The 21,029-nt window shown below is 72.7% G+C and carries 19 protein-coding genes and 1 pseudogene; 8 read left to right on the plus strand and 12 right to left on the minus strand.

Features of this window, described 5'->3' with window-relative positions:
* Positions 1-47: 47 nt before the first annotated feature.
* The 3 genes and pseudogenes from ABT129_RS30970 to recX form a co-directional block, all read left to right on the plus strand.
* On the plus strand, positions 48-617 hold the full coding sequence (locus ABT129_RS30970) for a hypothetical protein (RefSeq protein ID WP_351908217.1): 570 nt from the start codon (positions 48-50) through the stop codon (positions 615-617).
* 249 nt (positions 618-866) lie between these two features.
* Positions 867-2,006, plus strand: a complete 1,140-nt coding sequence (recA, locus tag ABT129_RS30975; protein WP_351908218.1) for a recombinase RecA — start codon at positions 867-869, stop codon at positions 2,004-2,006.
* Positions 1,975-2,577 (plus strand): annotated as a pseudogene (recX, locus tag ABT129_RS30980) (recombination regulator RecX); the annotation flags it as partial. The gene recA and the pseudogene recX, both read left to right, overlap by 32 nt.
* A 141-nt stretch (positions 2,578-2,718) precedes the next feature.
* Here recX and ABT129_RS30985 read toward each other — a convergent pair.
* From ABT129_RS30985 to ABT129_RS31020, 8 genes are all read right to left on the minus strand, one after another.
* Positions 2,719-3,168: a rhodanese-like domain-containing protein gene (locus ABT129_RS30985; RefSeq protein ID WP_351908258.1), complete on the minus strand. Its 450-nt coding sequence runs from the start codon at positions 3,166-3,168 to the stop codon at positions 2,719-2,721.
* 68 nt (positions 3,169-3,236) lie between these two features.
* Positions 3,237-3,794, minus strand: a complete 558-nt coding sequence (locus ABT129_RS30990) for a cupin domain-containing protein (protein WP_502981966.1) — start codon at positions 3,792-3,794, stop codon at positions 3,237-3,239.
* 93 nt (positions 3,795-3,887) lie between these two features.
* Complete coding sequence (locus ABT129_RS30995; RefSeq protein WP_311605579.1) at positions 3,888-3,974, minus strand: putative leader peptide; 87 nt, start codon at positions 3,972-3,974, stop codon at positions 3,888-3,890.
* A 32-nt stretch (positions 3,975-4,006) separates the two neighbouring features.
* A complete protein-coding gene (locus ABT129_RS31000) occupies positions 4,007-5,707 on the minus strand; it encodes an FAD-dependent monooxygenase (protein ID WP_351908219.1) in 1,701 nt (566 codons plus the stop codon).
* 192 nt (positions 5,708-5,899) lie between these two features.
* Positions 5,900-6,790: an amino acid ABC transporter permease gene (locus ABT129_RS31005; RefSeq protein ID WP_351908221.1), complete on the minus strand. Its 891-nt coding sequence runs from the start codon at positions 6,788-6,790 to the stop codon at positions 5,900-5,902.
* Positions 6,787-7,461 carry an amino acid ABC transporter permease gene (locus ABT129_RS31010; protein ID WP_351908223.1) on the minus strand — a complete coding sequence of 225 codons (675 nt, stop codon included), beginning with the start codon at positions 7,459-7,461 and terminating at the stop codon, positions 6,787-6,789. The genes ABT129_RS31005 and ABT129_RS31010 overlap by 4 nt, the downstream gene beginning before the upstream one ends.
* 114 nt (positions 7,462-7,575) lie before the next feature.
* The gene (locus ABT129_RS31015; protein WP_351908225.1) at positions 7,576-8,397 is read right to left on the minus strand and encodes a glutamate ABC transporter substrate-binding protein; all 822 of its coding nucleotides are present in this window, start codon (positions 8,395-8,397) and stop codon (positions 7,576-7,578) included.
* A gap of 53 nt (positions 8,398-8,450) precedes the next feature.
* Positions 8,451-9,248, minus strand: coding sequence for an amino acid ABC transporter ATP-binding protein (locus ABT129_RS31020; RefSeq protein ID WP_351908227.1), 798 nt, complete (start codon positions 9,246-9,248; stop codon positions 8,451-8,453).
* A gap of 274 nt (positions 9,249-9,522) precedes the next feature.
* Between ABT129_RS31020 and ABT129_RS31025 the strand changes: the two genes are divergently transcribed.
* The gene (locus ABT129_RS31025; protein WP_351908229.1) at positions 9,523-10,236 is read left to right on the plus strand and encodes a response regulator transcription factor; all 714 of its coding nucleotides are present in this window, start codon (positions 9,523-9,525) and stop codon (positions 10,234-10,236) included.
* Positions 10,237-10,254: 18 nt separating this feature from the next.
* The gene (locus ABT129_RS31030; protein WP_351908231.1) at positions 10,255-11,655 is read left to right on the plus strand and encodes a sensor histidine kinase; all 1,401 of its coding nucleotides are present in this window, start codon (positions 10,255-10,257) and stop codon (positions 11,653-11,655) included.
* Positions 11,656-11,764: 109 nt separating this feature from the next.
* On the opposite strand, the gene ABT129_RS31035 is transcribed toward ABT129_RS31030, so the two are convergent.
* The 3 genes from ABT129_RS31035 to ABT129_RS31045 all read right to left on the minus strand — a co-directional run bounded on the left by ABT129_RS31035 (position 11,765) and on the right by ABT129_RS31045 (position 15,499).
* Positions 11,765-12,763 (minus strand): TAXI family TRAP transporter solute-binding subunit, encoded by a 999-nt coding sequence (locus tag ABT129_RS31035; RefSeq protein WP_351908233.1) that lies wholly within the window; start codon positions 12,761-12,763, stop codon positions 11,765-11,767.
* A gap of 220 nt (positions 12,764-12,983) precedes the next feature.
* Positions 12,984-14,153: an RCC1 domain-containing protein gene (locus tag ABT129_RS31040; RefSeq protein WP_351908235.1), complete on the minus strand. Its 1,170-nt coding sequence runs from the start codon at positions 14,151-14,153 to the stop codon at positions 12,984-12,986.
* 119 nt (positions 14,154-14,272) lie between these two features.
* Positions 14,273-15,499, minus strand: coding sequence for an RCC1 domain-containing protein (locus ABT129_RS31045; protein ID WP_351908237.1), 1,227 nt, complete (start codon positions 15,497-15,499; stop codon positions 14,273-14,275).
* A gap of 681 nt (positions 15,500-16,180) precedes the next feature.
* On the opposite strand from ABT129_RS31045, the gene ABT129_RS31050 reads away from it, so the two are divergent.
* The 3 genes from ABT129_RS31050 to ABT129_RS31060 all read left to right on the plus strand — a co-directional run bounded on the left by ABT129_RS31050 (position 16,181) and on the right by ABT129_RS31060 (position 19,186).
* Positions 16,181-16,669 (plus strand): hypothetical protein, encoded by a 489-nt coding sequence (locus tag ABT129_RS31050; RefSeq protein WP_351908239.1) that lies wholly within the window; start codon positions 16,181-16,183, stop codon positions 16,667-16,669.
* Between the two features lie 137 nt (positions 16,670-16,806).
* Positions 16,807-17,778, plus strand: coding sequence for a hypothetical protein (locus ABT129_RS31055; protein WP_351908241.1), 972 nt, complete (start codon positions 16,807-16,809; stop codon positions 17,776-17,778).
* A gap of 19 nt (positions 17,779-17,797) precedes the next feature.
* Positions 17,798-19,186, plus strand: coding sequence for a hypothetical protein (locus ABT129_RS31060; RefSeq protein WP_351908243.1), 1,389 nt, complete (start codon positions 17,798-17,800; stop codon positions 19,184-19,186).
* A gap of 75 nt (positions 19,187-19,261) precedes the next feature.
* Here the strand turns inward: ABT129_RS31060 and ABT129_RS31065 are convergent, their stop codons facing one another.
* Positions 19,262-20,908: a glutamate--tRNA ligase gene (locus tag ABT129_RS31065; protein ID WP_351908245.1), complete on the minus strand. Its 1,647-nt coding sequence runs from the start codon at positions 20,906-20,908 to the stop codon at positions 19,262-19,264.
* Positions 20,909-21,029 lie beyond the last annotated feature (121 nt).

Raw genomic sequence — 21,029 nt, forward strand, 5'->3', positions numbered from 1 at the left:
CTCACGGCCGGTGCGCGGGGGAACGGACGGGGTCGGGGGGGCTTCGCATGATGTTCGGGTACGCGGACGAGTGGTGGGCGTTGCTGTTCGTGCCGGTGGTGCTGTGGGTGCCGTTCGGGCCCTTCGTCATGGGGGCCACGGGGGTGTGGTGCGCCCGGCGGCCCGGTCGGTGGTGGCCGCGGCTGTGGTCCGTGCTGCTGCCGCTGGTGCCGGTCGCGGTCTCGGCGACCGCCATGATCCTGCCCACGGACACCTGGGACGAGCCCGGCCGCGGCGAGGACCTCCTGGGCTACTTCCTCGTGTACGTCATGGGCATCACGGTGCTGCCCTGGCTGCTGGGGTACGGCATCACGCGGGCGGTACGGGCGGTGGGGGCGGTGCGCGCCGTACGCGCGGCTCGGGCGGCGGACGGCCAGAAGGAGCGGGAGCGGGGGCGGGGGCGGGAGCGGGGTCAGGGTCCGGACGAAGGCCCTGGCGAGAACTCGGACGGGGGCGCTGACGACGGTCCGGACGCAGGCGCTGCCGAGAGTCCGGACGAGGGCGCTGACGAAAGTGCGGACGAAAACCCGGACGAGGGCCGGGGCAGGGACCAGGGCAAGGGCCAAGGCAAGGGCTGACGCTGCGAAGGGCTGACGCTGCGTGTGCGGACGGGGACGCTGGGTCGCGTCCCGATCGGGGTCGCCCGTCCGTGTGGCACGCTTGACACTGAAATCGAACATCCATTCTCATGGAAGTCCGGCCCCTGGAATCGCGGGCTTGTCGGCGAGTTGTCCACAGGTCGGAGCGGACGTCGGGGCCCATTGTCAGTGGCAGGGGTTAGCGTCTTTCACATGAAGCGATCGACTCAAGCAAATCGGGTGGAACCCATGGCAGGAACCGACCGCGAGAAGGCGCTCGACGCCGCGCTCGCACAGATTGAACGCCAATTCGGCAAGGGCGCCGTGATGCGCATGGGTGACCGCGTCCAGGAGCCGATCGAGGTGATCTCCACCGGATCGACCGCGCTCGACATCGCGCTCGGTGTCGGCGGACTGCCGCGCGGCCGCGTCGTGGAGGTCTACGGTCCGGAGTCCTCCGGTAAGACGACCCTGACCCTGCACGCGGTGGCCAACGCGCAGAAGGCCGGCGGCCAGGTGGCGTTCGTGGACGCCGAGCACGCCCTCGACCCCGAGTACGCCAAGAAGCTCGGCGTCGACATCGACAACCTCATCCTGTCCCAGCCGGACAACGGTGAGCAGGCCCTCGAGATCGTCGACATGCTGGTCCGTTCCGGCGCGCTCGACCTGATCGTCATCGACTCCGTCGCCGCGCTCGTGCCGCGCGCGGAGATCGAGGGCGAGATGGGCGACTCGCACGTCGGTCTCCAGGCCCGACTGATGAGCCAGGCGCTCCGGAAGATCACCAGCGCGCTCAACCAGTCCAAGACCACCGCGATCTTCATCAACCAGCTCCGCGAGAAGATCGGCGTGATGTTCGGCTCGCCGGAGACCACGACCGGTGGCCGCGCCCTGAAGTTCTACGCCTCGGTGCGCCTCGACATCCGCCGTATCGAGACCCTCAAGGACGGCACGGACGCGGTCGGCAACCGCACCCGCGTCAAGGTCGTCAAGAACAAGGTCGCGCCGCCCTTCAAGCAGGCCGAGTTCGACATCCTCTACGGCCAGGGCATCAGCCGCGAGGGCGGCCTGATCGACATGGGCGTGGAGCACGGCTTCGTGCGCAAGGCCGGCGCCTGGTACACGTACGAGGGCGACCAGCTCGGCCAGGGCAAGGAGAACGCCCGCAACTTCCTGAAGGACAACCCCGACCTCGCCGACGAGATCGAGAAGAAGATCAAGGAGAAGCTGGGCGTCGGCGTCCGGCCCGAGGCCGCGAAGCCCGAGGCGGCGACGGACGTGGCGGCGGGCGCCGCGGACACGGCCGCGACGGACGACGCCGCCAAGAGCGTCCCGGCACCCGCGAGCAAGACCGCGAAGGCGACCAAGGCCACCGCGGTCAAGAGCTGAACCGGTGACCGGTCGCACCGAATGGCCGGGTGACAGCCCCGACTCGTCGAGGGCCGAGAAGGAGCTGTCACCCCAGGATCCGGCTGAGCGGGCGCGGGCGATCTGCCTGCGCCTGCTCACCGGGACCCCCCGCACGCGCAAGCAGCTCGCCGACGCGCTGCGCAAGCGGGAGATCCCCGACGAGGTGGCGGAAGAGGTCCTCTCCCGCTTCGAGGACGTCGGACTGATCGACGACGCCGCCTTCGCGGGGGCGTGGGTGGAGTCCCGCCACCACGGCCGGGGCCTCGCCCGCCGCGCCCTCGCCCGCGAACTGCGGACCAAGGGCGTCGAGCCGACCCTCATCCAGGAGGCGGTGGAGCAGCTCGACTCCGACCAGGAGGAGGCCACGGCGCGCGAGCTCGTCGCCCGCAAGCTGCGCGCCACCCGCGGTCTGGAGCGCGACCGGCGGCTGCGCCGGCTCGCGGGGATGCTCGCCCGCAAGGGATACCCCGAGGGCATGGCCCTCCGCGTCGTCCGCCAGGCCCTGGAGGCCGAGGGCGAGGACACCGACGGGCTCGACGAGCCCTTCTGATCCCCGGGGGAGATCAGAAGGGTCCGTCGGTCCGGACGGCCGATCGCGTCTGTCGGTCGGGGCGGTCAGCCCTGCCCGTCGGTCCGGGCGGTCAGCCGTGTCCGTCGGTCCGGGCGGTCAGGCGTCCTTCGGTCCGGGCGGTCAGCCGCGCGTGGTCGCCGGGAGGAGGACCGGGAGGCCCGCCGCCTTCCAGGCCTGGAAGCCGCCGATCAGGTCGGTCGCCCGGTGCAGGCCCAGGCGGCGCAGGGACTCGGCCGCGAGGGAGGAGGCGTAGCCCTCGTTGCAGAGGACCACCACCAGCAGGTCGTGGCTGTCCGCCTCCGGCGCGCGGTGGCTGCCCAGCGGGTCGAGCCGCCACTCCAGTTCGTTGCGCTCCACCACCAGCGCGCCCGGGATCAGCCCGTCCCGTTCGCGCAGGGCCGCGTAGCGCGTGTCCACCAGGAGCGCGTCACCCGCCTCGTACGCCTCGTAGGCGGCACGGGGTTCGAACCGGTCGAGGCCGGCCCTGACCCGCTCCAGGAGCTCGTCGATCCCGACCCGCTCGCCGCCCACCTGGGCCTCGCTCACGCCGCCCACCTGGGCCTCGCTCACGCCGCTCACCTCCGTCTCGTGCACCGTGTCCGCCCCGGCCCGGTTCACCGCGCCCGTCCGTGTGTCGCTCACTGCCAGTCCTCCGGGCGCTCGACCTGCTCCAGACGGAGTACCGCGCCCGTCCGGCTGAACCGCCGGATCAGGGGGAGCGGCGGGTAGTAGGCGTGCACCGACACCGCGTGGGTGTCCGGGGACTCGTTGAGCACCTCGTGCACGTGATGGCGGCCGAAGGCGCGGCCCCCGCCCTCCGAGAGGCGACGGGAGCGGTCGAGGCCGTCGGCCAGCTCCAGGGTCTTCCAGCCGCTCGCGGGCAGCCGGACCGCCAGCGCGTTCTCGGTCAGCGTGCCGCGCGCGGTGGCGAAGGCGCCCAGCGACTCGGCGTGGTCGTGCCAGCCCGTGCCCGTGCCGGGCGGCCAGCCGATGAGCCAGGCCTCGCTGCCGCCGGGGCCTTCGAGGCGTACCCAGGTGCGGCCCTCGGGGTCGAGCGGCAGGGAGTCGACCAGTTCACGGTCGCCCGCCGTGCGCCGGACGAAGTCGAGCAGGTCCGCCGCCGTCGGGGCGCCGGCGGGGGCGGTGGGGGAGCCGGTGGCGGTGTTCACGGTGGGTGCGGGGGTGCGTGGAGACACGGGTGACCGTCCTGGGTTCGCTGAGAGCGCGCGGCGGCAGCACGGCACACGGACGTACGTCGGTGGCGGGGCGCGCGCGGGGAAGGGGCGAGATCAGCAGGACGGGCGACACACGCAGCCCGCGTAGCGGACGAGGTCCATATGGACCCTCCGCCACAGGCGCACATCGGTGTCGGTCACGCTCCGGAGTACACCATGTGCGCCTGTGGGAATCAATGCATGTCCGCTGTGCGGTCACTCCCCGCGGACACTCCGGCGCCCGCCCTGGCGGTCCCGGCGGACTCGTGGGCCTCGTCCGTCCCGGTGGTCGCGGAGCCGCCCCGGGCCGCGTCCGCCGCCGCGTACAGCTCCTCGGGGCGGACGCCGGAGAAGGCGGCGACGAGGTGCCCGTCGGGCCGGACGAGCAGGACGGCGTGGGCCGGGGCGCCCGGGTAGGCCTCGGTCACCAGGATCTCGGCCCTCGCCGGGAGGGCGTCGACCGCCTCTTCGAGCCGGGGCATCACGCCCGCGCCGCGCCAGTGACGCGGGTCCCACACCCCGGTGCCGGGCGCGACCAGGAGGACCAGGAGGCGGCCCTGACCGAGCCGGTCCCTGAGCCGTACGGTCGTGCCGTCGGGGGCCGTCACGCGGACGTCCTCGACGGGGGCGCCCACCGGGGTGCCCACGGGGATCCGGCCCTCGGTGTACGGGGCCGCGAGGGGGGAGTGCGGGTACGCGGGGGGCGCGCCGAGCGGGCCGCGCCCCACGTGGCCGTCGGTGAGCAGGGCGTCGTGGCCGCGCGTGGCGCCGGGGAGGTACGTCCGCAGGCCACCGCCGCCGCGCAGGACCGGCAGCGACTGGTCCGCCGCGCGCAGCCGGGAGGCGACGGCCGCCCGCCGCTCGCTCTGGTAGCTGTCGAGCAGGCGCTCGGGGGCGTTGTGGTGCCAGGTGTGGGCGAGTTTCCAGGCGAGGTTGTCGATGTCCCTGAGCCCCTCGTCGAGGCCCTGGGTGCCGACCGCGCCGAGCAGGTGGGCGGCGTCCCCGGCGAGGAGGACCCGGTCGACCCGCCAGCGGCGCGCGAGCCGGTGGTGCAGGGTGTGGACGCCGGTGTCGATGAGTTCGTACGGGGGTGTCACGCCGTCGCACCAGCCGGCGAGGGTCTCGCGGATCCGGGCGATCAGCGCGTCCGGGGTGACGAGGTCGCCCCGGGGCGGCAGCAGCCAGTCGATCCGCCACACCCCGTCGGGCAGGGGGCGGGCGGTGATCTCGTCGGCGGCCCCGCGCCAGGGCGGCTGACGGTGCAACAGGGACTCGCCGGGCCAGGGCAGTTCGGTGCGCAGCGCGGCGACCGCGTGCCGTTCCACCGCCGTCCGGCCGGGGAAGCGGATGCCGAGCAGCTTGCGGACGGTCGAACGGGCGCCGTCGCAGCCGACGAGGTGGCTGCCGCGCCACCAGGTGCCCTCCGGGCCCCGGGTGTGGGCGACGACCCCGTCGCGGTCCTGCTCGATGGTGTCGAGCCGCGCCTCGGTGACGAGCCGGACGAGCTTCTGGTGGGCGATGGCGTCGCGCAGTCCGCGGGCGAGGTGGTGCTGGGGGATGTGGAGCGGCGCGGCGGGGGCGGAGGGCGCGTCGGGGTCCTCGGACCACTCCTCCGTACCGCCGAGTCCCAGGTCGAGGGCGAGGTGGCGGACCGTCTGGCGGCGGCGCATGCCGCGCCAGCCGACCCAGCGGACGCCCTCGTCACGGAGGGTGGTGCAGCCGAGGCGCTCGACCATCGCGGCCATGTCGGCGCGCAGGACGACGCTCCGGGCGGGCCGGGTCTCCTCCTTGCCGTCGCCCTCGTCGAGGACGACGCTGGGCACGCCCTGCGCGGCGAGCGCGAGGGAGAGCGCGAGGCCGACCGGCCCCGCGCCCACGATGATCACCGGGTCCACGGCGCGGCTCCTGAAGGCCGGACGGTCATGAGGGCAGCACAGCTGAGTGTGGCACGAGCCCGGTGGTTGATCACAGACCGTATGCAACCCACTGAAGATGGCCGCGTCAAGCGACAGGGTGGGCGCGGTGCGGCCGACCTCAAGTCGGTGCCGCTCCGGCCCACCCCTGTTGTCCCGCGGACCCCGTGGGGGTCAGGCGTCGCTGACGGCCTTCGTCTTCGGATCGGTGGCTCCGGCCTGGGCCGGGAGGGTCACCGTGACGGCCTTCTTGCCCTGGCGCAGGCGCCGCTCCAGGCGTCCGGCGAAGTGGGTGAGGATCGCGTTGATGACGATGTAGATCAGCGCGATGACCGTGAAGGCGGCGATCGTGTTGGCGCCGTAGTTGGCCGTGATCTGCCGGTTCTGGCTGAGCAGTTCCGCGAAGCCGAGCATGGCGCCGCCCAGCGCCGTGTCCTTGACGATCACGACGAGCTGGCTGACCAGGGCCGGGAGCATGACGGTCACGGCCTGCGGCAGCAGGACGTACATCATCGTCTGGCCCTTGCGCATGCCGAGCGCCTCGGCGGCGTCGCTCTGGCCCCGGGGCAGCGAGAGGACGCCGGCGCGGACGACCTCGGCGATGACCGAGGCGTTGTAGAGCACCAGGCCGGTGACGACCGCGTACAGCGGGCGGAAGTCGGAGCTGACGGTCGTGAACTGCCGGTAGGCCTCGTTCGCGAACATCATCAGGAGCAGCACCGGGATGGCGCGGAAGAACTCCACGACGGTGCCGGCGGGCACCCGTACCCAGCGGTGGTCGGAGAGGCGGCCGATGCCGAGGAGGGCACCGAGCGGCAGCGCGATCAGGATGGAGAGCGCGGCGGCCTTGAGGGTCTCCATGAGACCGGGCAGCAGGTACGTCGTCCAGATCCGGGAGTCGGTGACGAACGGCGTCCACTTGTCGGCCGCCAGCTGGTTCTTCTCGGCCATCACGGCCAGGATCCACCAGGCCAGCAGGCCGAGGACGGCCAGGAAGACGACCGTGTAGAGCACGTTCCGCCGCTTGGCGCGGGGGCCGGGAGTGTCGTACAGGACGGAACTCATCGCTTCACCGCCAGACGCTTGGCCGCCCAGCCCAGGAACAGGCCGGTGGGGAGGGTGAGGAGGATGAAGCCGAAGGCGAAGACGGCGAAGACGGCGAAGAGCGCGTCGGCCTCGTTCTCGATCATCTCCTTCATCAGGAGAGCCGCCTCGGCGGCGCTGATGGCCGAGGCCACCGTGGTGTTCTTGGTGAGGGCGATCAGGACGTTGGCGAGCGGCGTCACGACCGCGCGGAAGGCCTGCGGGAACACCACGAGCGTGAGGACCTGGGTGAAGCTCAGGCCCAGGGCGCGCGCGGCCTCCGCCTGGCCCGGCGGGACGGTGTTGATGCCCGAGCGCAGCGCCTCGCAGACGAACGTGCCGGTGTACGCGACGAGTCCGAGCACCGCGAGCCGGAAGCCGATGTCGTCGGAGCGGTCGCCGCCGAGGGCGAAGCCGAGGGTCTGGTTCAGGCCGAACGAGCACGCCACGAGGACCACGGTCAGCGGGGTGTTGCGGACGAGGTTGACGTAGGTGGTGCCGAAGGCGCGCATCACCGGGACCGGGCTGACCCGCATGCCGACCAGGGCGGTGCCCCAGATCAGCGAGCCGATCGCCGAGTAGAGGGCGAGTTTCGCCGTCACCCAGAAGGCGCCGAGCAGGTCGTACTGCCCGGAATCAAGAAAGTCGAACACGATGCCCCGCGCTCTCCCCTGGTGGTCGGTCGGTGTGGAGGCCGCCGGGTGGGCGGCGGCCGGTGCGACGGCCGCACCCTCGCGGGGCGGCCGTCACAGCAGAGGCGGGGTGGGTCAGTTCTCGACCTTCGGCGCGGGCTCGTACTTGTAGCCGGAGGGGCCGAAGTGCTCCTTGACGAGCTTCTCCCAGGTGCCGTCGGAGACCATCTTCTCCAGCGCCTTGTTGATCTTGCCGCGCAGCTCGTCGTCGCCCTTCTTGACGCCGATGCCGTACTTCTCGTCGCTCATCCGGAGGCCGGCGAGCTTGAACTTGCCCTGGTGCTCCTTCCGCGAGGCGTAGCCCGCGAGGATGGAGTCGTCCGTGGTCAGGGCGTCGACGGCCTTGTTCTCCAGGCCGGTCAGGCACTCGGAGTAGCCACCGAGCTGCTGGAGGTCGGCCTTGGGGGCCAGCTTCTCCTTGACGTTCTGCGCGGAGGTCGAGCCGGTGACCGAGCAGAGCTTCTTGGAGTTGAGGTCCTCGACCTTGGTGATCGAGCTGTCGTCGGCGCGCACGAGCAGGTCCTGGTGGGCCAGGAAGTACGGACCGGCGAAGTCGACCTCCTTCTTGCGCTTGTCGTTGATCGAGTAGCTGGCGACGACGAACTTCACGTCACCGCCCTTGATCAGGTTCTCGCGCTCGGCGCTCGGCGCCTGCTTGAAGTTGATCTTGTCCTCGGCGTAGCCGAGCTCCTTGGCGACGTAGCGGGCCACGTCCACGTCGAAGCCGGCGTACGTGCCGTCCGGGGTCTTCAGGCCGAGACCGGGCTGGTCGAACTTGATGCCGATGGTGATCTTGTCACCGTTGCTGCCCGAGTCGGAGCCGCCGCCACAGGCGGTGGCGGTCAGCGCGAGGACGACGGCGGCCGCCGCGGCGGCGGGGGTGCGACGAAGCTTCATCGAGGAATGTCCCTTGGATAGAAGTGAGTTGGGAAGGATAGGCCCGAACTCGCTCAGTGGTGAAGGATCTTGGAAAGGAAGTCCTTGGCCCGGTCGCTCCGCGGGTTGCTGAAGAACTCCTCGGGCGTCGCCTGCTCGACGATCTTCCCGTCGGCCATGAAGACGACCCGGTTGGCGGCGGAGCGGGCGAAGCCCATCTCGTGGGTCACGACCACCATCGTCATGCCGTCCCGGGCCAGCTGCTGCATGACCTCCAGGACCTCGTTGATCATCTCGGGGTCGAGCGCGGAGGTCGGCTCGTCGAAGAGCATGACCTTCGGGCCCATCGCCAGCGCGCGGGCGATCGCCACACGCTGCTGCTGGCCACCGGAGAGCTGCGCCGGGTACTTGTCCGCCTGCGTGCCGACGCCCACCCGGTCGAGCAGGGCGCGGGCCTTCGTCTCGGCGGCCTTCTTCTCCGTCCTGCGGACCTTGATCTGGCCCAGCATCACGTTCTCCAGCACCGTCTTGTGTGCGAAGAGGTTGAACGACTGGAAGACCATGCCCACGTCGGAACGCAGTCGGGCGAGCTCCCTGCCCTCCGCCGGCAGCGGCTTGCCGTCGATGGTGATGGTGCCGGAGTCGACGCTCTCCAGCCGGTTGATCGTGCGGCACAGCGTCGACTTGCCGGACCCGGAGGGTCCGATGACGACCACGACCTCGCCGCGGGTGATCGTCAGATCGATGTCCTGGAGGACATGCAGTGCGCCGAAGTGCTTGTTCACGCCGGACAGTACGACCAGGTCGTCCGTGGGGCGCGGGGTGTCCTCGGGCCCCCTGGGCACGGACTTGGACACTGACTCTCCGCTCATCGGCCTCTTGCTCCGTCCTCCTCGGTTGGGGAGGACACTAGAGACCCGATGTGATGACCGTCATCACATCTGAGCGGAAATTGAGGATAACGATCCGGCCGCAACCGGACACAGTGGGTGAAGGGGGCGCCCCGGGCCGTACCGGGTGCATAACAGAAACGCCGCTGTCACAGGGGGACACTTGACTGTGGCACCGATGTTCGGTGTTCATGCCCTGGTACCACCTGGTACACAGAGAGCCGCCCATCAGCACATCACCACGGAGGAGGTACGTATGCGACTGCTGCTCGTCGAGGACGACGATCATGTCGCCGCCGCCCTCTCCGCGATCCTCGCCAAGCACGGCTTCACGGTCACCCACGCCCGCAACGGCGAGGAGGCGCTGCAGGCCGTCCTGCCCACCGCGCAGGGCGAGCGCCCCTCCTTCGGGGTGATCCTGCTCGACCTCGGCCTCCCCGACCAGGACGGCTACCAGGTCTGCGGCCGCATCCGGAAGCTCACCGCCACCCCGGTGATCATGGTCACCGCGCGCGGCGACGTACGCTCCCGCATCCACGGGCTCAACCTCGGCGCCGACGACTACGTCGTCAAGCCCTACGACCCCGGCGAGCTCCTCGCCCGGATCCACGCCGTCAGCCGCCGCAACGCCGGCACCGAGGAGACGGCCGGAACGGGCGGCCCCGCCGACGGCACCCAGCTGCGGCTCGGCTCCGTCACCATCGAGCTGCCCACCCGGCGCGTCAGCGTCGACGGCGAGAGCGTCCCCCTCACCCGCAAGGAGTTCGACCTCCTCGCCCTCCTCGCCCAGCGCCCCGGAGTCGTCTTCCGGCGCGAACAGATCATCAGCGAGGTCTGGCGCACCAGTTGGGAGGGGACCGGCCGCACCCTGGAGGTGCACGTCGCCTCCCTGCGCTCCAAGCTGCGGATGCCCGCCCTGATCGAGACCGTGCGGGGCGTCGGCTACCGCCTGGTCGCCCCCGCCGCCTGACCGCCGGACGGCCCTTCCGTGCGCACTCGCCTCCTTCCGCTGCTCATCGTCCTGATGGCCGGCGTCCTGCTCGCCCTCGGCTTCCCGCTCGCCGCCAGCCTCGCCGCCTCCGAACAGCAGCGGGTCGTCGTCGACCGGCTCGACGACTCCGCGCGCTTCGCCGCCCTCGCCCAGTTCGTCAACGAGAGCAGCCCGGGCACGGACGAGCGGCAGGCCACCCTCGGCGGCGAACTCGCCAGCTACCACGACGTGTACGGCATCCGCGCCGGGATCTTCTACCGCGACGACCGCGCCATGGCCGCCGCACCCGAGGACTGGACCGTCCCGTACGAGGGAGAGGGCCGCCGCGCCTTCCGCGAGGCGCTCCTCGGCCGCCGCAGCCACGACCCGCCCCAGGTCTGGCCCTGGCAGCCGCACGCGCGGCTCACCATCGCCTCCCCGGTCGTCCGCGACGGGGACGTCGTCGCCGTCGTCGTCACCGACTCGCCCACCGGGCAGCTCCGCTCCCGCATCCTGCGGGGCTGGCTGCTGATCTTCGCCGGCGAGTCCGCCGCCATGCTGGTCGCCGTGGGCGCCGCCTTCCGGCTCACCGGCTGGGTCCTGCGCCCCGTCCGCGTCCTCGACTCCGTCACCCACGACATCGCCACCGGGCGGATGAACTCCCGCGTCGCCGCGACCGGCGGTCCGCCCGAACTGCGCCGCCTCGCGCTCTCGTTCAACGAGATGGCCGACAACGTCGAGGAGGCGCTCGAACAGCAGCGGGCGTTCGTCGCCGACGCCTCCCACCAGCTGCGCAACCCGCTGGCCGCGCTGCTCCTGCGGATCGAGCTCCTCGCCCTAGAGCTGCCCGAGGGCAACGAGGAGATCGCGTCCGTACGGACCGAGGGCAAGCGTCTCGCCCAGGTCCTCGACGACCTGCTCGACCTGGCCCTCGCCGAGCACGCGGCGGCCGAGCTGCGGCTCACCGACGTCGGCGCGCTCACCGCCGAGCGGGTCGCGTCCTGGCGGCCGGTCGCCGACGACAAGGGCGTCCTGCTCGACGGGGAGTGGGCCGCGGTCACGGCGTGGGCGGATCCGGTGGCCCTCTCCAGCGCGCTGGACGCGGTGATCGACAACGCGCTGAAGTTCACCCCGGCCGGGGAGGAGGTCACGGTCACGGTCGTCCCGGAGGGGGCGAACGTCTCCGTCGTCGTGGCCGACCACGGGCCCGGCCTCACGGAGGACGAGCTCAGCCGCGTCGGGGACCGCTTCTGGCGCGCGGGGCGGCACCAGAACGTCAAGGGTTCGGGCCTCGGCCTCTCCATCGCCCGCGTGCTGCTGACGGCGGGCGGCGGCGGCGTGGCCTTCGCGCCGAACGACCCGCACGGGCTGAAGGTGACGGTCACCGTCCCCCGGCACGCTCCGGTGGAGACGGTCTAGGGAAGGGACGGGCCGGGGGCGGCCTGGGGTGGTCTGGGGGACGGCCTTGGCACGGCCGGGGGCCCAGGAACCAGGACCAGGGGCTTCAGGGCCGGTCAGGCCCGGTCGGTCACGGTTTCACCGAGCGGTAGTAGCGGCGGGCGCCGTCGTGGAGGGTCAGGGGCTCCGTGTAGACGGCGGTCCGCAGGTCCACGAGCTGGGCCGGGTGGACCTGGCCGCCGATCCGGTCCCGGCTGCCGATCACCGTACGGGTGAAGCCCTCCACCAGGTCCGTGTCGGCCTCCACGGTGGTGACCAGCAGGTTCGCCACGGCGAGGGTCTCTATCGGCCGGCCGTCCTGCGCGCGGGCGTACGCGTCGGCGGGGATCACGGCCGACCGGTAGTGGCGGGTCGACTCGCCGACGTCGTGCAGCCGGTCGACCAGCTCCGCGTCCAGCGGGATCAACCGGATCTGGAACCGCTCGGACAGCGCCTGCACCGCCTGGGTGGGCAGTCCGCCCGACCAGAAGAAGGCGTCGAGCCGGCCTTCCTCCAGGAGCCCGGGCATGGTGTCGATGCCCGCCGAGACCGCCTTGACGTCCCGGGTGGGGGTGAGGCCCGCCGCCGCGAGGACCCGGTCGGCGATCAGGCGTACGCCGGAGCCGTTCTGGCCCACGCCGACCCGGAGGCCGCGCAGGTCCTGCACCGTCTGCAAGGAGGAACGCTTGCGGACCACCAGCTGCACGTAGTCGTCGTACAGCCGGGCGCAGCCGCGCAGCCGCTCGAAACCGGGCCTGCGCTCCCGCTGGTACTGGGCCACCGCGTCGGCCGTGGCGACGGTGAAGTCGGCCTCGCCGGAGGCCACCCGCGCCAGGTTCTGCTGCGAGCCCTCGCTGTCCTTGAGCGTTATCGAGACCTCGGGCAGGTCCCGGGCGAGGGCCTGCTTGAGCAGCTCTCCGTAGCGCTGGTAGACGCCGGTGGGGACACCCGTACTGAAGGTGACCGCACCGCTGGGGACGGTCGGGCCGAAGGGGGCGAGCCACCACACCAGCACCCCGCACACCGTGAGCAGCGCGGCCGCGGCCGTGAGGGCGCGGCGGCGGGCGGCACGGGAGAGCGAGGCGAACATGCACGCGATCCTGCCAGGTCGCCGGCGTGTCTGGCCAGGCTCGGTCGAGTGACGGGCCCGGGGCGGGTGGCTCGGCGCCGGGGGTGTCGTCCCGGCGGGCCGGTGCCGGGGCGGCGCCCCGCGCGGACCCGGCGAGAGGTCCGTGCGGGGCGGGGCCCGTGCTGGGCCCGTCCGTGCGGGGGCCGGTGCGGGGCCCCCGTGCCCGTGGGGTCGTACGGGGTCAGTAGGCGAAGCCGGACTTGCCCGTCTTCGTCGTCGTGACGTGGGTGACGGCGCTGCCCGGCGGGAGCGCCGCCGTGGTCTTCGCCGGCACGGTGGTGGAGCCGTCGCCGAGCTGGGCGCTCGCGTTGGCCCCCCAGCCGATCACCGAGCCGTCGTCGAGGGCGGCGAGGGTGAAGTCCGCGCCGCCCGCGATGTCCTGCACGCCCCGGATGTCGTCGAGCGGCACCGGGGTGGTCCGGTTCGCCGTGGTGCCGTCGCCCAGCTGTTTGGCGTCGTTCTTGCCCCAGCCGACCAGGCTGCCGTCGTCGAGGACGGCGAAGCTGGAGGTGGAGGTGGCGAAGACCTTCGCGACGGCGTCGAGGTGGGCGACGTCCACGGGCACGTTGCTGTCGGTGACGCCGTCGTTGCCGAGCTGGCCCTCGGTGTTCCTGCCCCAGGCCTTGACCGTCCCGTCGGCGGTGAGCGCGAGGACGTGGTCGCAGCCGACGGAGAGGGATTCGACGTCGACGAGGTCGGGCACCTTCTGCGGGGTGTCGCGGGTGGTGTTGTTGCCGGTGCCGAGCCGCCCGTTGACGCCGTTGCCCCAGGTCCAGACGGTGCCGTCCTGGCGCAGGGCGACGCTGAAGCCACAGCCCGCGCCGACGTCCCTGACCTTGTCGAGGCTCTGGACCGGGACGGGGGTCTTCTGGGGGTTGGTGGGGTCGGTGCCGGTGCCGAGCTGCTTGGTGGCGTTGCTGCCCCAGCTGAGGACCCGGCCGCCCTTGACGGCGAGGACGTGGTCGGCGCCGGCGGAGATCTCGGCGATGCCGGAGAGCCCGGCCACCGTGCCGGGGAAGGTCTGGCCGACGAGGGTGCCGTTGCCGAGCTGGCCGAGCGCGTTGGCGCCCCAGCTCTTGACGGTGCCGTCCTTGAGGAGGGCCACGGCGAAGGCGGTGGCCGCCGCCGCGGTGCCGTCGCCGCCCCCGCCGGACATCTCGCGGACGTCGTCGCGGGTGATGCCCTGGACGGCCGCGGGGGTCTGCTGGTTGACGGTGGAGCTGTTGCCGAGCTGGCCGAGGGTGTTGAGGCCCCAGCCGCGGACCCAGGGGTCGGTGCCGGCGGCGGCGGGGGTGGTGAGGGCCGCGAGGGACAGCGCGGCGAGGAGGGTGAGACGCAGGGGTGGGGTCATCTGCGTGCCTTTCGAATCGTGGGGGTCAGGAGGCGTGCCCGGAGTTGTTCGCGACCGGGGCGGCGGCGCGGCCGCCGCTCGCGCGGCGGGCCGTGACCGGGGTGGGGGACGGTCCGGCCTCAGTACGCGTACGTCGTGTTGCCGCCCAGGGAGGTGGCCACGTCCTTGATCGCCGAGCCCTCGCTGAGGATCCGCACGGACTCGTACCGCGAGACCGTGGTGCCGTTGCCGAGCTGGCCCTCGCCGTTGTGGCCCCAGGTGAAGACGTCGTCCGCGGTGACGGCGACCCCGTGCCGGGCCCCTGCCGCGAGGTGCTGGACGCCTTCGAGGCGCGGGATCTCGACGGGGGCGGTGCGGTTGGTGCGGGAGACGTTGGAGTCGAAGGCCTCGTCGGATTCCAGGAGCTGGCCGTACTGGTTGTTGCCCCAGCCCCAGACGTGGCTGTCGCTGGTCTTGACGTAGTTGTGGTGGGCACCCGCCTCGATGTCGGAGACGCCCTCCACCCAGTCGACGTCGACCGGCACGGTGGAGGACTTGGTGCTGGAGTTGCCGAGCTGCCCGTAGAGGTTGTAGCCCCAGGACCTGACGGTGTCGTCCGAGGTCAGGGCGAGGGCGTGGTGGCAGCCGGCGTCGATCTCGACGATGTTCTCCAGGCCGGTGACCTGCCGGGGGACGGAGCTGGTGGCCCGGCCGCCGTTGCCGAGCTGGCCGTGGATGCCGCGGCCCCAGGCGTACACCTTGCCGTTCTCCAGGAGCGCGAGGCTGAAGTCGCAGCCGGCCGAGATCTGCTTGACCTTGGGCATGCCCTGGACGCGGTCGGGGACGGTACGGCTGTCGCCGGTGCGGTTGTTGCCGAGCTGGCCGTAGGCGTTGTCGCCCCAGGAGTAGACCTGGCCGCCGGTGTCGAGGGCGAGTGCGTGCTGTCCGCCGGCCGCGATGTCCTTGATGTTGTTCAGGCGGGGGACGGTGGTGGGCACGGTCTGGTTGGTGTTGCCGCCGTTGCCGAGCTGTCCGGAGGCGTTGTGGCCCCAGGACTTGACCGTCCTGTCGGTACGGGCGAGGGCGAAGGAGTCGGCCGACGAGGTGCCGCCGGCCGACATCTGGTCGACGTCGCCGCGGAAGAGGCTGGTGACCGAGGAGGGGCTGAGGCTGTCGCCTAGGGTGCCGTTGCCGAGCTGGCCGGTGCGGCCCGCGCCCCAGCTGAGCACGGTCGGGTTGCCCTCGTTGGCCTGTGCGGCGGGGGCGAGGGCCGGCAGGGCGGTGAGCGCGGCTGCCGTGAGGACGGCGGCGGCGAACGGCCGGACGCGCGGTCTCGGGCGCGGGGGGACGGGTCGTGAACGGGACATGGCTCTGTTCTCCTTCGACGGGGGGACGACCTTCGACGGGGACATGGGGGAGCGCGGCGGCCGGCCGGTGCCGTCCGCGGGGGTGCGGAGGGGCGCTCGGGCCGGTCGCGGGTCATGCGAACACGGTGTGCCGGGCCCGTGGGCATGGGGCGTCCACGGCCGGGTGCGGCGGCCGGGACGGGCCGCCGGGCACACCAGCAGACTGTCCGAGAACGATCACCGGGGCGAGCCGGAATCGCTGAAACACCCGTTTGTCGGACGTCCGTTCGGGGTGGCGTTCCGGGGGCGCACTCACCTCCGCCGCGGACTCCCGGGGAGCCGGCGGGCGGCCCGCACCGAGGGCCGCCGAACGGCGGCGGCCGGGGGAGTGAGGGACCCCGCCCGGACCGGCCGCCCGCCCTCTCCCGCCCGGCCCGGATTCCATGCCCACGGGTGTACGGGAGGACCGTGCGGCCCGCCCCGGGCTGCCCCGGCCCCGGCCGGGACCGGGGGCGCCGAGTGCGCTCCGCCGAAGTGGTGAGCGGCCTCCGGGGTGGGCGCCGCACCGTGTGTCCTGCCGGGGCGCCGGGGCCCCGGCGGTTAGCGTCGGACCGCGCTCGGTGATCTTGAGGACAGTCCCCTGTCCGCCCCTGGCGTCCCCAGCCGAGCACGTCAACTCACCCCTGTCCCAAGGGAGTTCCCATGCCCATGCCCGTACTGAAGCTGTCCTCGCGGCGGATGCTGAGCGCCGCCGTCCTCGCCGCCCTCCTCGCCCTGCCCCTCGCTCCCGCCGCGTACGGCGCCGAGTGCCAGCCGGACGACCAGGCCTGTCAGGACAAGGAGGGCAACGCCGAGGCGGCCAAGAAGATCGAGGCGGACCAGAAGAAGACCCAGGAGGCGGCCGGCAAGGCCGGCAAGGACATCGAGGCGGCGGGCGAGAAGCTGGCGGAGTGCCCGCCCGGCTCCAGCTCCTGCATGGAGAAGCTGGCCGGCAAGGGAGGCCGTGAGGAGGGCGGCTTCAAGGAGATGGGCACCACCCTCTCCACGTACGCGCCGGAGCCCGCCGACAACGCCGCCCAGGCCGTCGAGTCCACCTGCACAGCCTTCCCCGCCTCCCTTCCGCAGGGGTCGACCGACCCGGGACAGTCCCCCTTCCCGGCCTCCCAGCTCTGCTCGCTGCTCGGCTCCTGACCCGGTCCTCCCCGCCCCCGGCCCCTCACCGGTCTTCGGCCGCCCCGGCCTGGCCTCGGGGTCTCCCGACCTGCCCCCGGTCCTCCTGAACCACCCCGTCCCCGCTTCTCCCTCCCGTCCCGAAGGGATCCCTCGTCATGCCTCCGCGCCGTCCCCGCGCCGTCCCGCCCCTGGCCCGCCCGCTCACCCTCACCCTCGCCCTCGGGCTCACCGCGCCCCTCGCGCTGCTCGCCCCGCCCGCCGTCGCCGTCGAGGAGGGTCCCGGCGAGGTCCCGGTCGCCCGTGCCGTCACCGCGGACGGCCGCGCCGCGAGGGTCGCGGACGTCCTGGAGTACTGCGGTACCAAGCGCACCGCCTGTTCGTTCACGATCGACCCCAGGAACGGCCGCGAGTACACCACCGCCGTCAAGTCCCTCGGCAACGCGGTCGTCAACTGCACCACCAGCGACATGGGAGTCGACCGGAGCGTCACCCTGAGGACCGGCAGCACCGACAACATCGGTGGCGAGATCTCCGGGAAGATCACCGCCGAGGGCACGGTCACCGCCTCCGGCGAGGTCACCACCAACCTCAGCAACGAGATCAACAGCAACCACAAGATGCCCAACCTGAAGGACGGGCCCACCTCCGAGATCGGCACCAAGACCAATGTCGCGGGCGGCGCGAAGGTGGCCGGTTCGCTGAGCGCCAAACTCGCCTTCGAGGCCGCCTTCAAGGCCACGTACTCCAAGTCCTGGACGATCGAGAACACCGAGGCGACCGTCTACAAGACCACCGTGAAGCCCTACGACATGCTCGTCTTCGGCGCGAGCGCCGCGATGCGGCGCGTGGTCGGCGACCTCGTCACGGACACCGGGCAGAAGATCCTCAACGTGAGCGTGGACAGCCCCTCCATGGTCAACACCAGCACCTTCGTCGCCCAGACGTACGCCGTCCCCGACCGGCTCTGCGGCCGTAAGCGCCCCGCCACCGACACCGCCCCCGACGCCGACAACAGTCCCCCCGGCGGCCTGCGGAGCGTCGCCGTGCGGGAGGTGCCGGCCGTGCGCGCGGTGCCGCCGGGCGCCGAACCCAAGCGCGAAGTCGTCCTGCCCGCCGACGGTTCCTGAACCCGGAGGAGACCCCGTCATGAACCGCTCCCTGGCCGCGCTCGCCGTCCTCGGCTCCGCCGGACTGCTGCTTTCCGTCCTCCCCGCCGCCGCCCCCGCCTCCGCCTCCGCGGCCGCGGTCGCCCAGCCCGTCCCCGTCCTCAACGGCGACTTCGCCGACCCCGTCATGCGGGGCGACGGCCCCACCACCGTCGGCATCGACTTCTGGACCGGCCTCAACCAGCGCTACTCGCCCACCGCTTCGGGCCGCTCCGACAGCTCCCACGGCGTCGCCCTCCAGAAGGACGGCAACACCCTCCAGCAGCGGCTGCGCGGGGTCCGGGCCGGAGCCAGGGTCACCGTGAGCTACGAGGACAGCCCCGCCGTCTCCAAGGAGTGCACCGGCGAACAGGTCGTCGACGGTCAGCCGTACACCGTCGCCGGCTCCGGCGGCGCCGTCCGCGAGGTCACCACCGCCGGGGACCCCGGCCGTACGAAGGGCACCCCCGGGCCCGGACGCTGGACCGCCCGCGGCTACGTCTTCACCGCCGGTGAGAACGAGCCGCTGCTCGTCTTCACCTCCCGGGTCACCGACTCCCGTACCCATGTGACGTGTTCGCCGATGATCGCCCGCGTCCGCGCGGTCGAGGTGCCGACCGAGGTCGACAAGACCGTGAACAAGACGGCGCTCGGCACCTCGGAGGCGTACAAGGGCAACGAACGCGAGAGCACCCTCCACAACGCGGCCGCCGCCTGCAACGGCGAGAACGCCTGTACCTTCCGGCCCGACACCCGCGCCTCCTTCCGCTACTACGACCGGGCGCGGGTCGTCGGCGAGGCCTTCGTCAACTGCACCCGCAACGCCCTGGAGCACTCCCGGCTGCTCTCGTACGCCGAGCGCGGGCACGACAGCGTCTCCCAGACCTACGCCGACGCGAACCTGCCGCTCAACGAGGTCGCCAGGCTGCCCACGTCCGGCGTACGCGAGGAGGACGAGAAGCGGGTCAAGGAGCGGCCCATGGCCACCCAGTTCGCCCTCGCCTACGAGAAGGGCTGGCAGCGGCCCTGGCAGTGGTTCAGCAGCGACCAGCGGACCGTCGTGGAGAGGATCCAGCCCGGCGAGGTGAGCTGGGTCGAGATGCAGCCGAGCCGCGAGCGGGTCGAGGGCTGGTTCGTCAGCAAGAAGGACGACTACCGGCTGCACGCCGTCGTCGACGGGCCCTCCCGGGCGGTGCCCGACCGGCTGCTCCAGCGGACCGGGCCCATGTCCGAGGCCGAGAAGCAGCGGTGCGCCGCCGCCCGGCCCATGACCACGACGCCCGTCGGCGCGGACGCGCCCGCGAGCTCCAGCGACAAGGGCCTGCTCAAGATCCCGGCGCCGACGGCCCCGGGCGTCCGGTCCGCGGACCGGAGCCTGCCGCTGGACTGACCCGGGCGCCCTCGCGGGTGCCGGGGGCGGGTACCGGGTGCCGGACGCCCCTCGCCCCTCCGGTGCCGCGCCGTCTCACCCCGCCACGGCGGTGAGGCGGCGCAGCACCTCGTCCGCGCCCAGGGCGCGCGCCACCGCGAACAGGTCGGGGCTGCGGGTGGCACCGGTGAGCGCCACCCGCACCACGTTCGCGACCCTGCTCGGCGGTCCCGCCCAGCCCTCCGGGTTCCGGCGCCAGGCGGCCGTGTCCGGGGCGTGGCCGTGCCGCTCGGCGAGGGCGCGGAGCGCCGCGTACCACTCCTCGGGCGTGGCGGCCCCGAGCGCCTCGCCCGCGAACCCGGCGGCGATCCGGCGGACGGACTCCGGGTCGAGACCGCCGTACCGGTCGTCGTCGGCGGCCGGCGACACGAAGAGCTCCGCGAAGAAGAAGCCGTAGCGGTCGCGGAAGCAGGACCAGCGGTCCAGGTCCTTCCGGGCGGGCGCGCCCTCCGGCCGGCCCGCGGCCACGGCGGCCAGGGCGAGGCCCCGGTGGCGGGCGAGGACGGAAGCGAGCTCCGGGTCGTGGTCCTCCGCCCAGGCGAGCAGCTGCCCGTACAGCTCGTCGGGCGTGAGCGAGGCGATGAACTCCCGGCTCAAGGAATGGAGTTTGGGCAGATCGAGCAGGGGCCCCGAGGGACGCATGCCGTCGAGCCGGACGGGGGCGGCGAGCGCCTCGGCGGTGGGGACGTCCATGAGCCGGATGTTGGCGAGACCGCGCAGATAGTGCTGGACGGCGGCCGGCGGATACCCGGCGGCCAGGTAGTAGTCCACCGACGCCTCGGGGTCCTTGCGCTTGCTGAGCTTGCGGCGCGAGGGCCCCTCGGCCTTCATCAGCGGCGCGAGGTGCGCGTACGACGGCGGCTCGAAGCCGAGCGCCGTGTGCAGCTGCAGGTGGACCGGGGTCGAGGAGAGCCACTCCTCGCCGCGCACCACGAGCGACACCCGCATCAGGTGGTCGTCCACGACATGCGCTAAGTGGTAGGTCGGCAGCGGGAGTTCCTCCTGCGAGGACTTGAGCAGCACGATGTCGTTGCCGTTGTCCTGCATGGTGACCGAGGCGCGGATCCGGTCCGTGAACCGGACCCGGCCGGGGAACTCGTACGGGCAGCGGAAGCGCACCACGTACGGCTCGCCCGCCGCGAGCCGCCGCGCCGCCTCCTCCGGGGCCAGCGTCCGGCAGGGCGCCCACCGGCCGTAGTAGCCGATCGGGGAGCGGCCCGCGCGCTGCTCCTCGGCGCTCCGGGCCAGCCGCTCCTTGCCACAGAAGCAGGGGTACGCCCGGTCCCGCCGCAGCAGCTCCCGGACATGGCTGAGATAGACGTCCCGGCGCTCCGACTGCAGGTATGGGCCCCAGTCGCCGTCCCCGGCGACCCCGCCCTCGTCGGGGGCGAGCCCGAAGGCGCCGAGCAGCCGGGAGAACTCCTCGGCCGCGCCCGCCACTTGGCGGGAGCGGTCGGTGTCCTCGACGCGCAGCACGTGCACGCCGCCCGACTGGTGGGCCAGGGCACGCGCCACGGCGGCCGTGTACAGGCCGCCGATGTGCAGATGTCCGGTGGGGCTCGGGGCGAAGCGCGTCACCTCGGCACCCTCCGGCAGGGCGCGCGGCCCGAACCGCCGCTCCCAGTCGGCCGGTTCCGGGAGATCTGGCGGGAACATCGCGTTGATGACGGACAGGTCGAGCACGGTGGACTCCCTCCTGGGGTTCCTCGATCGGTCCACCGTAGGCCCGTGACCGGCCGATTCCAGAGGAGCGGGGGCGCGAGGCTGCGGAACTCCGAACCCTCTTCGGCGTTGTGTGCTGCGA

This window comes from Streptomyces sp. NPDC002057, assembly GCF_040296665.1.
Classification (GTDB): domain Bacteria; phylum Actinomycetota; class Actinomycetes; order Streptomycetales; family Streptomycetaceae; genus Streptomyces.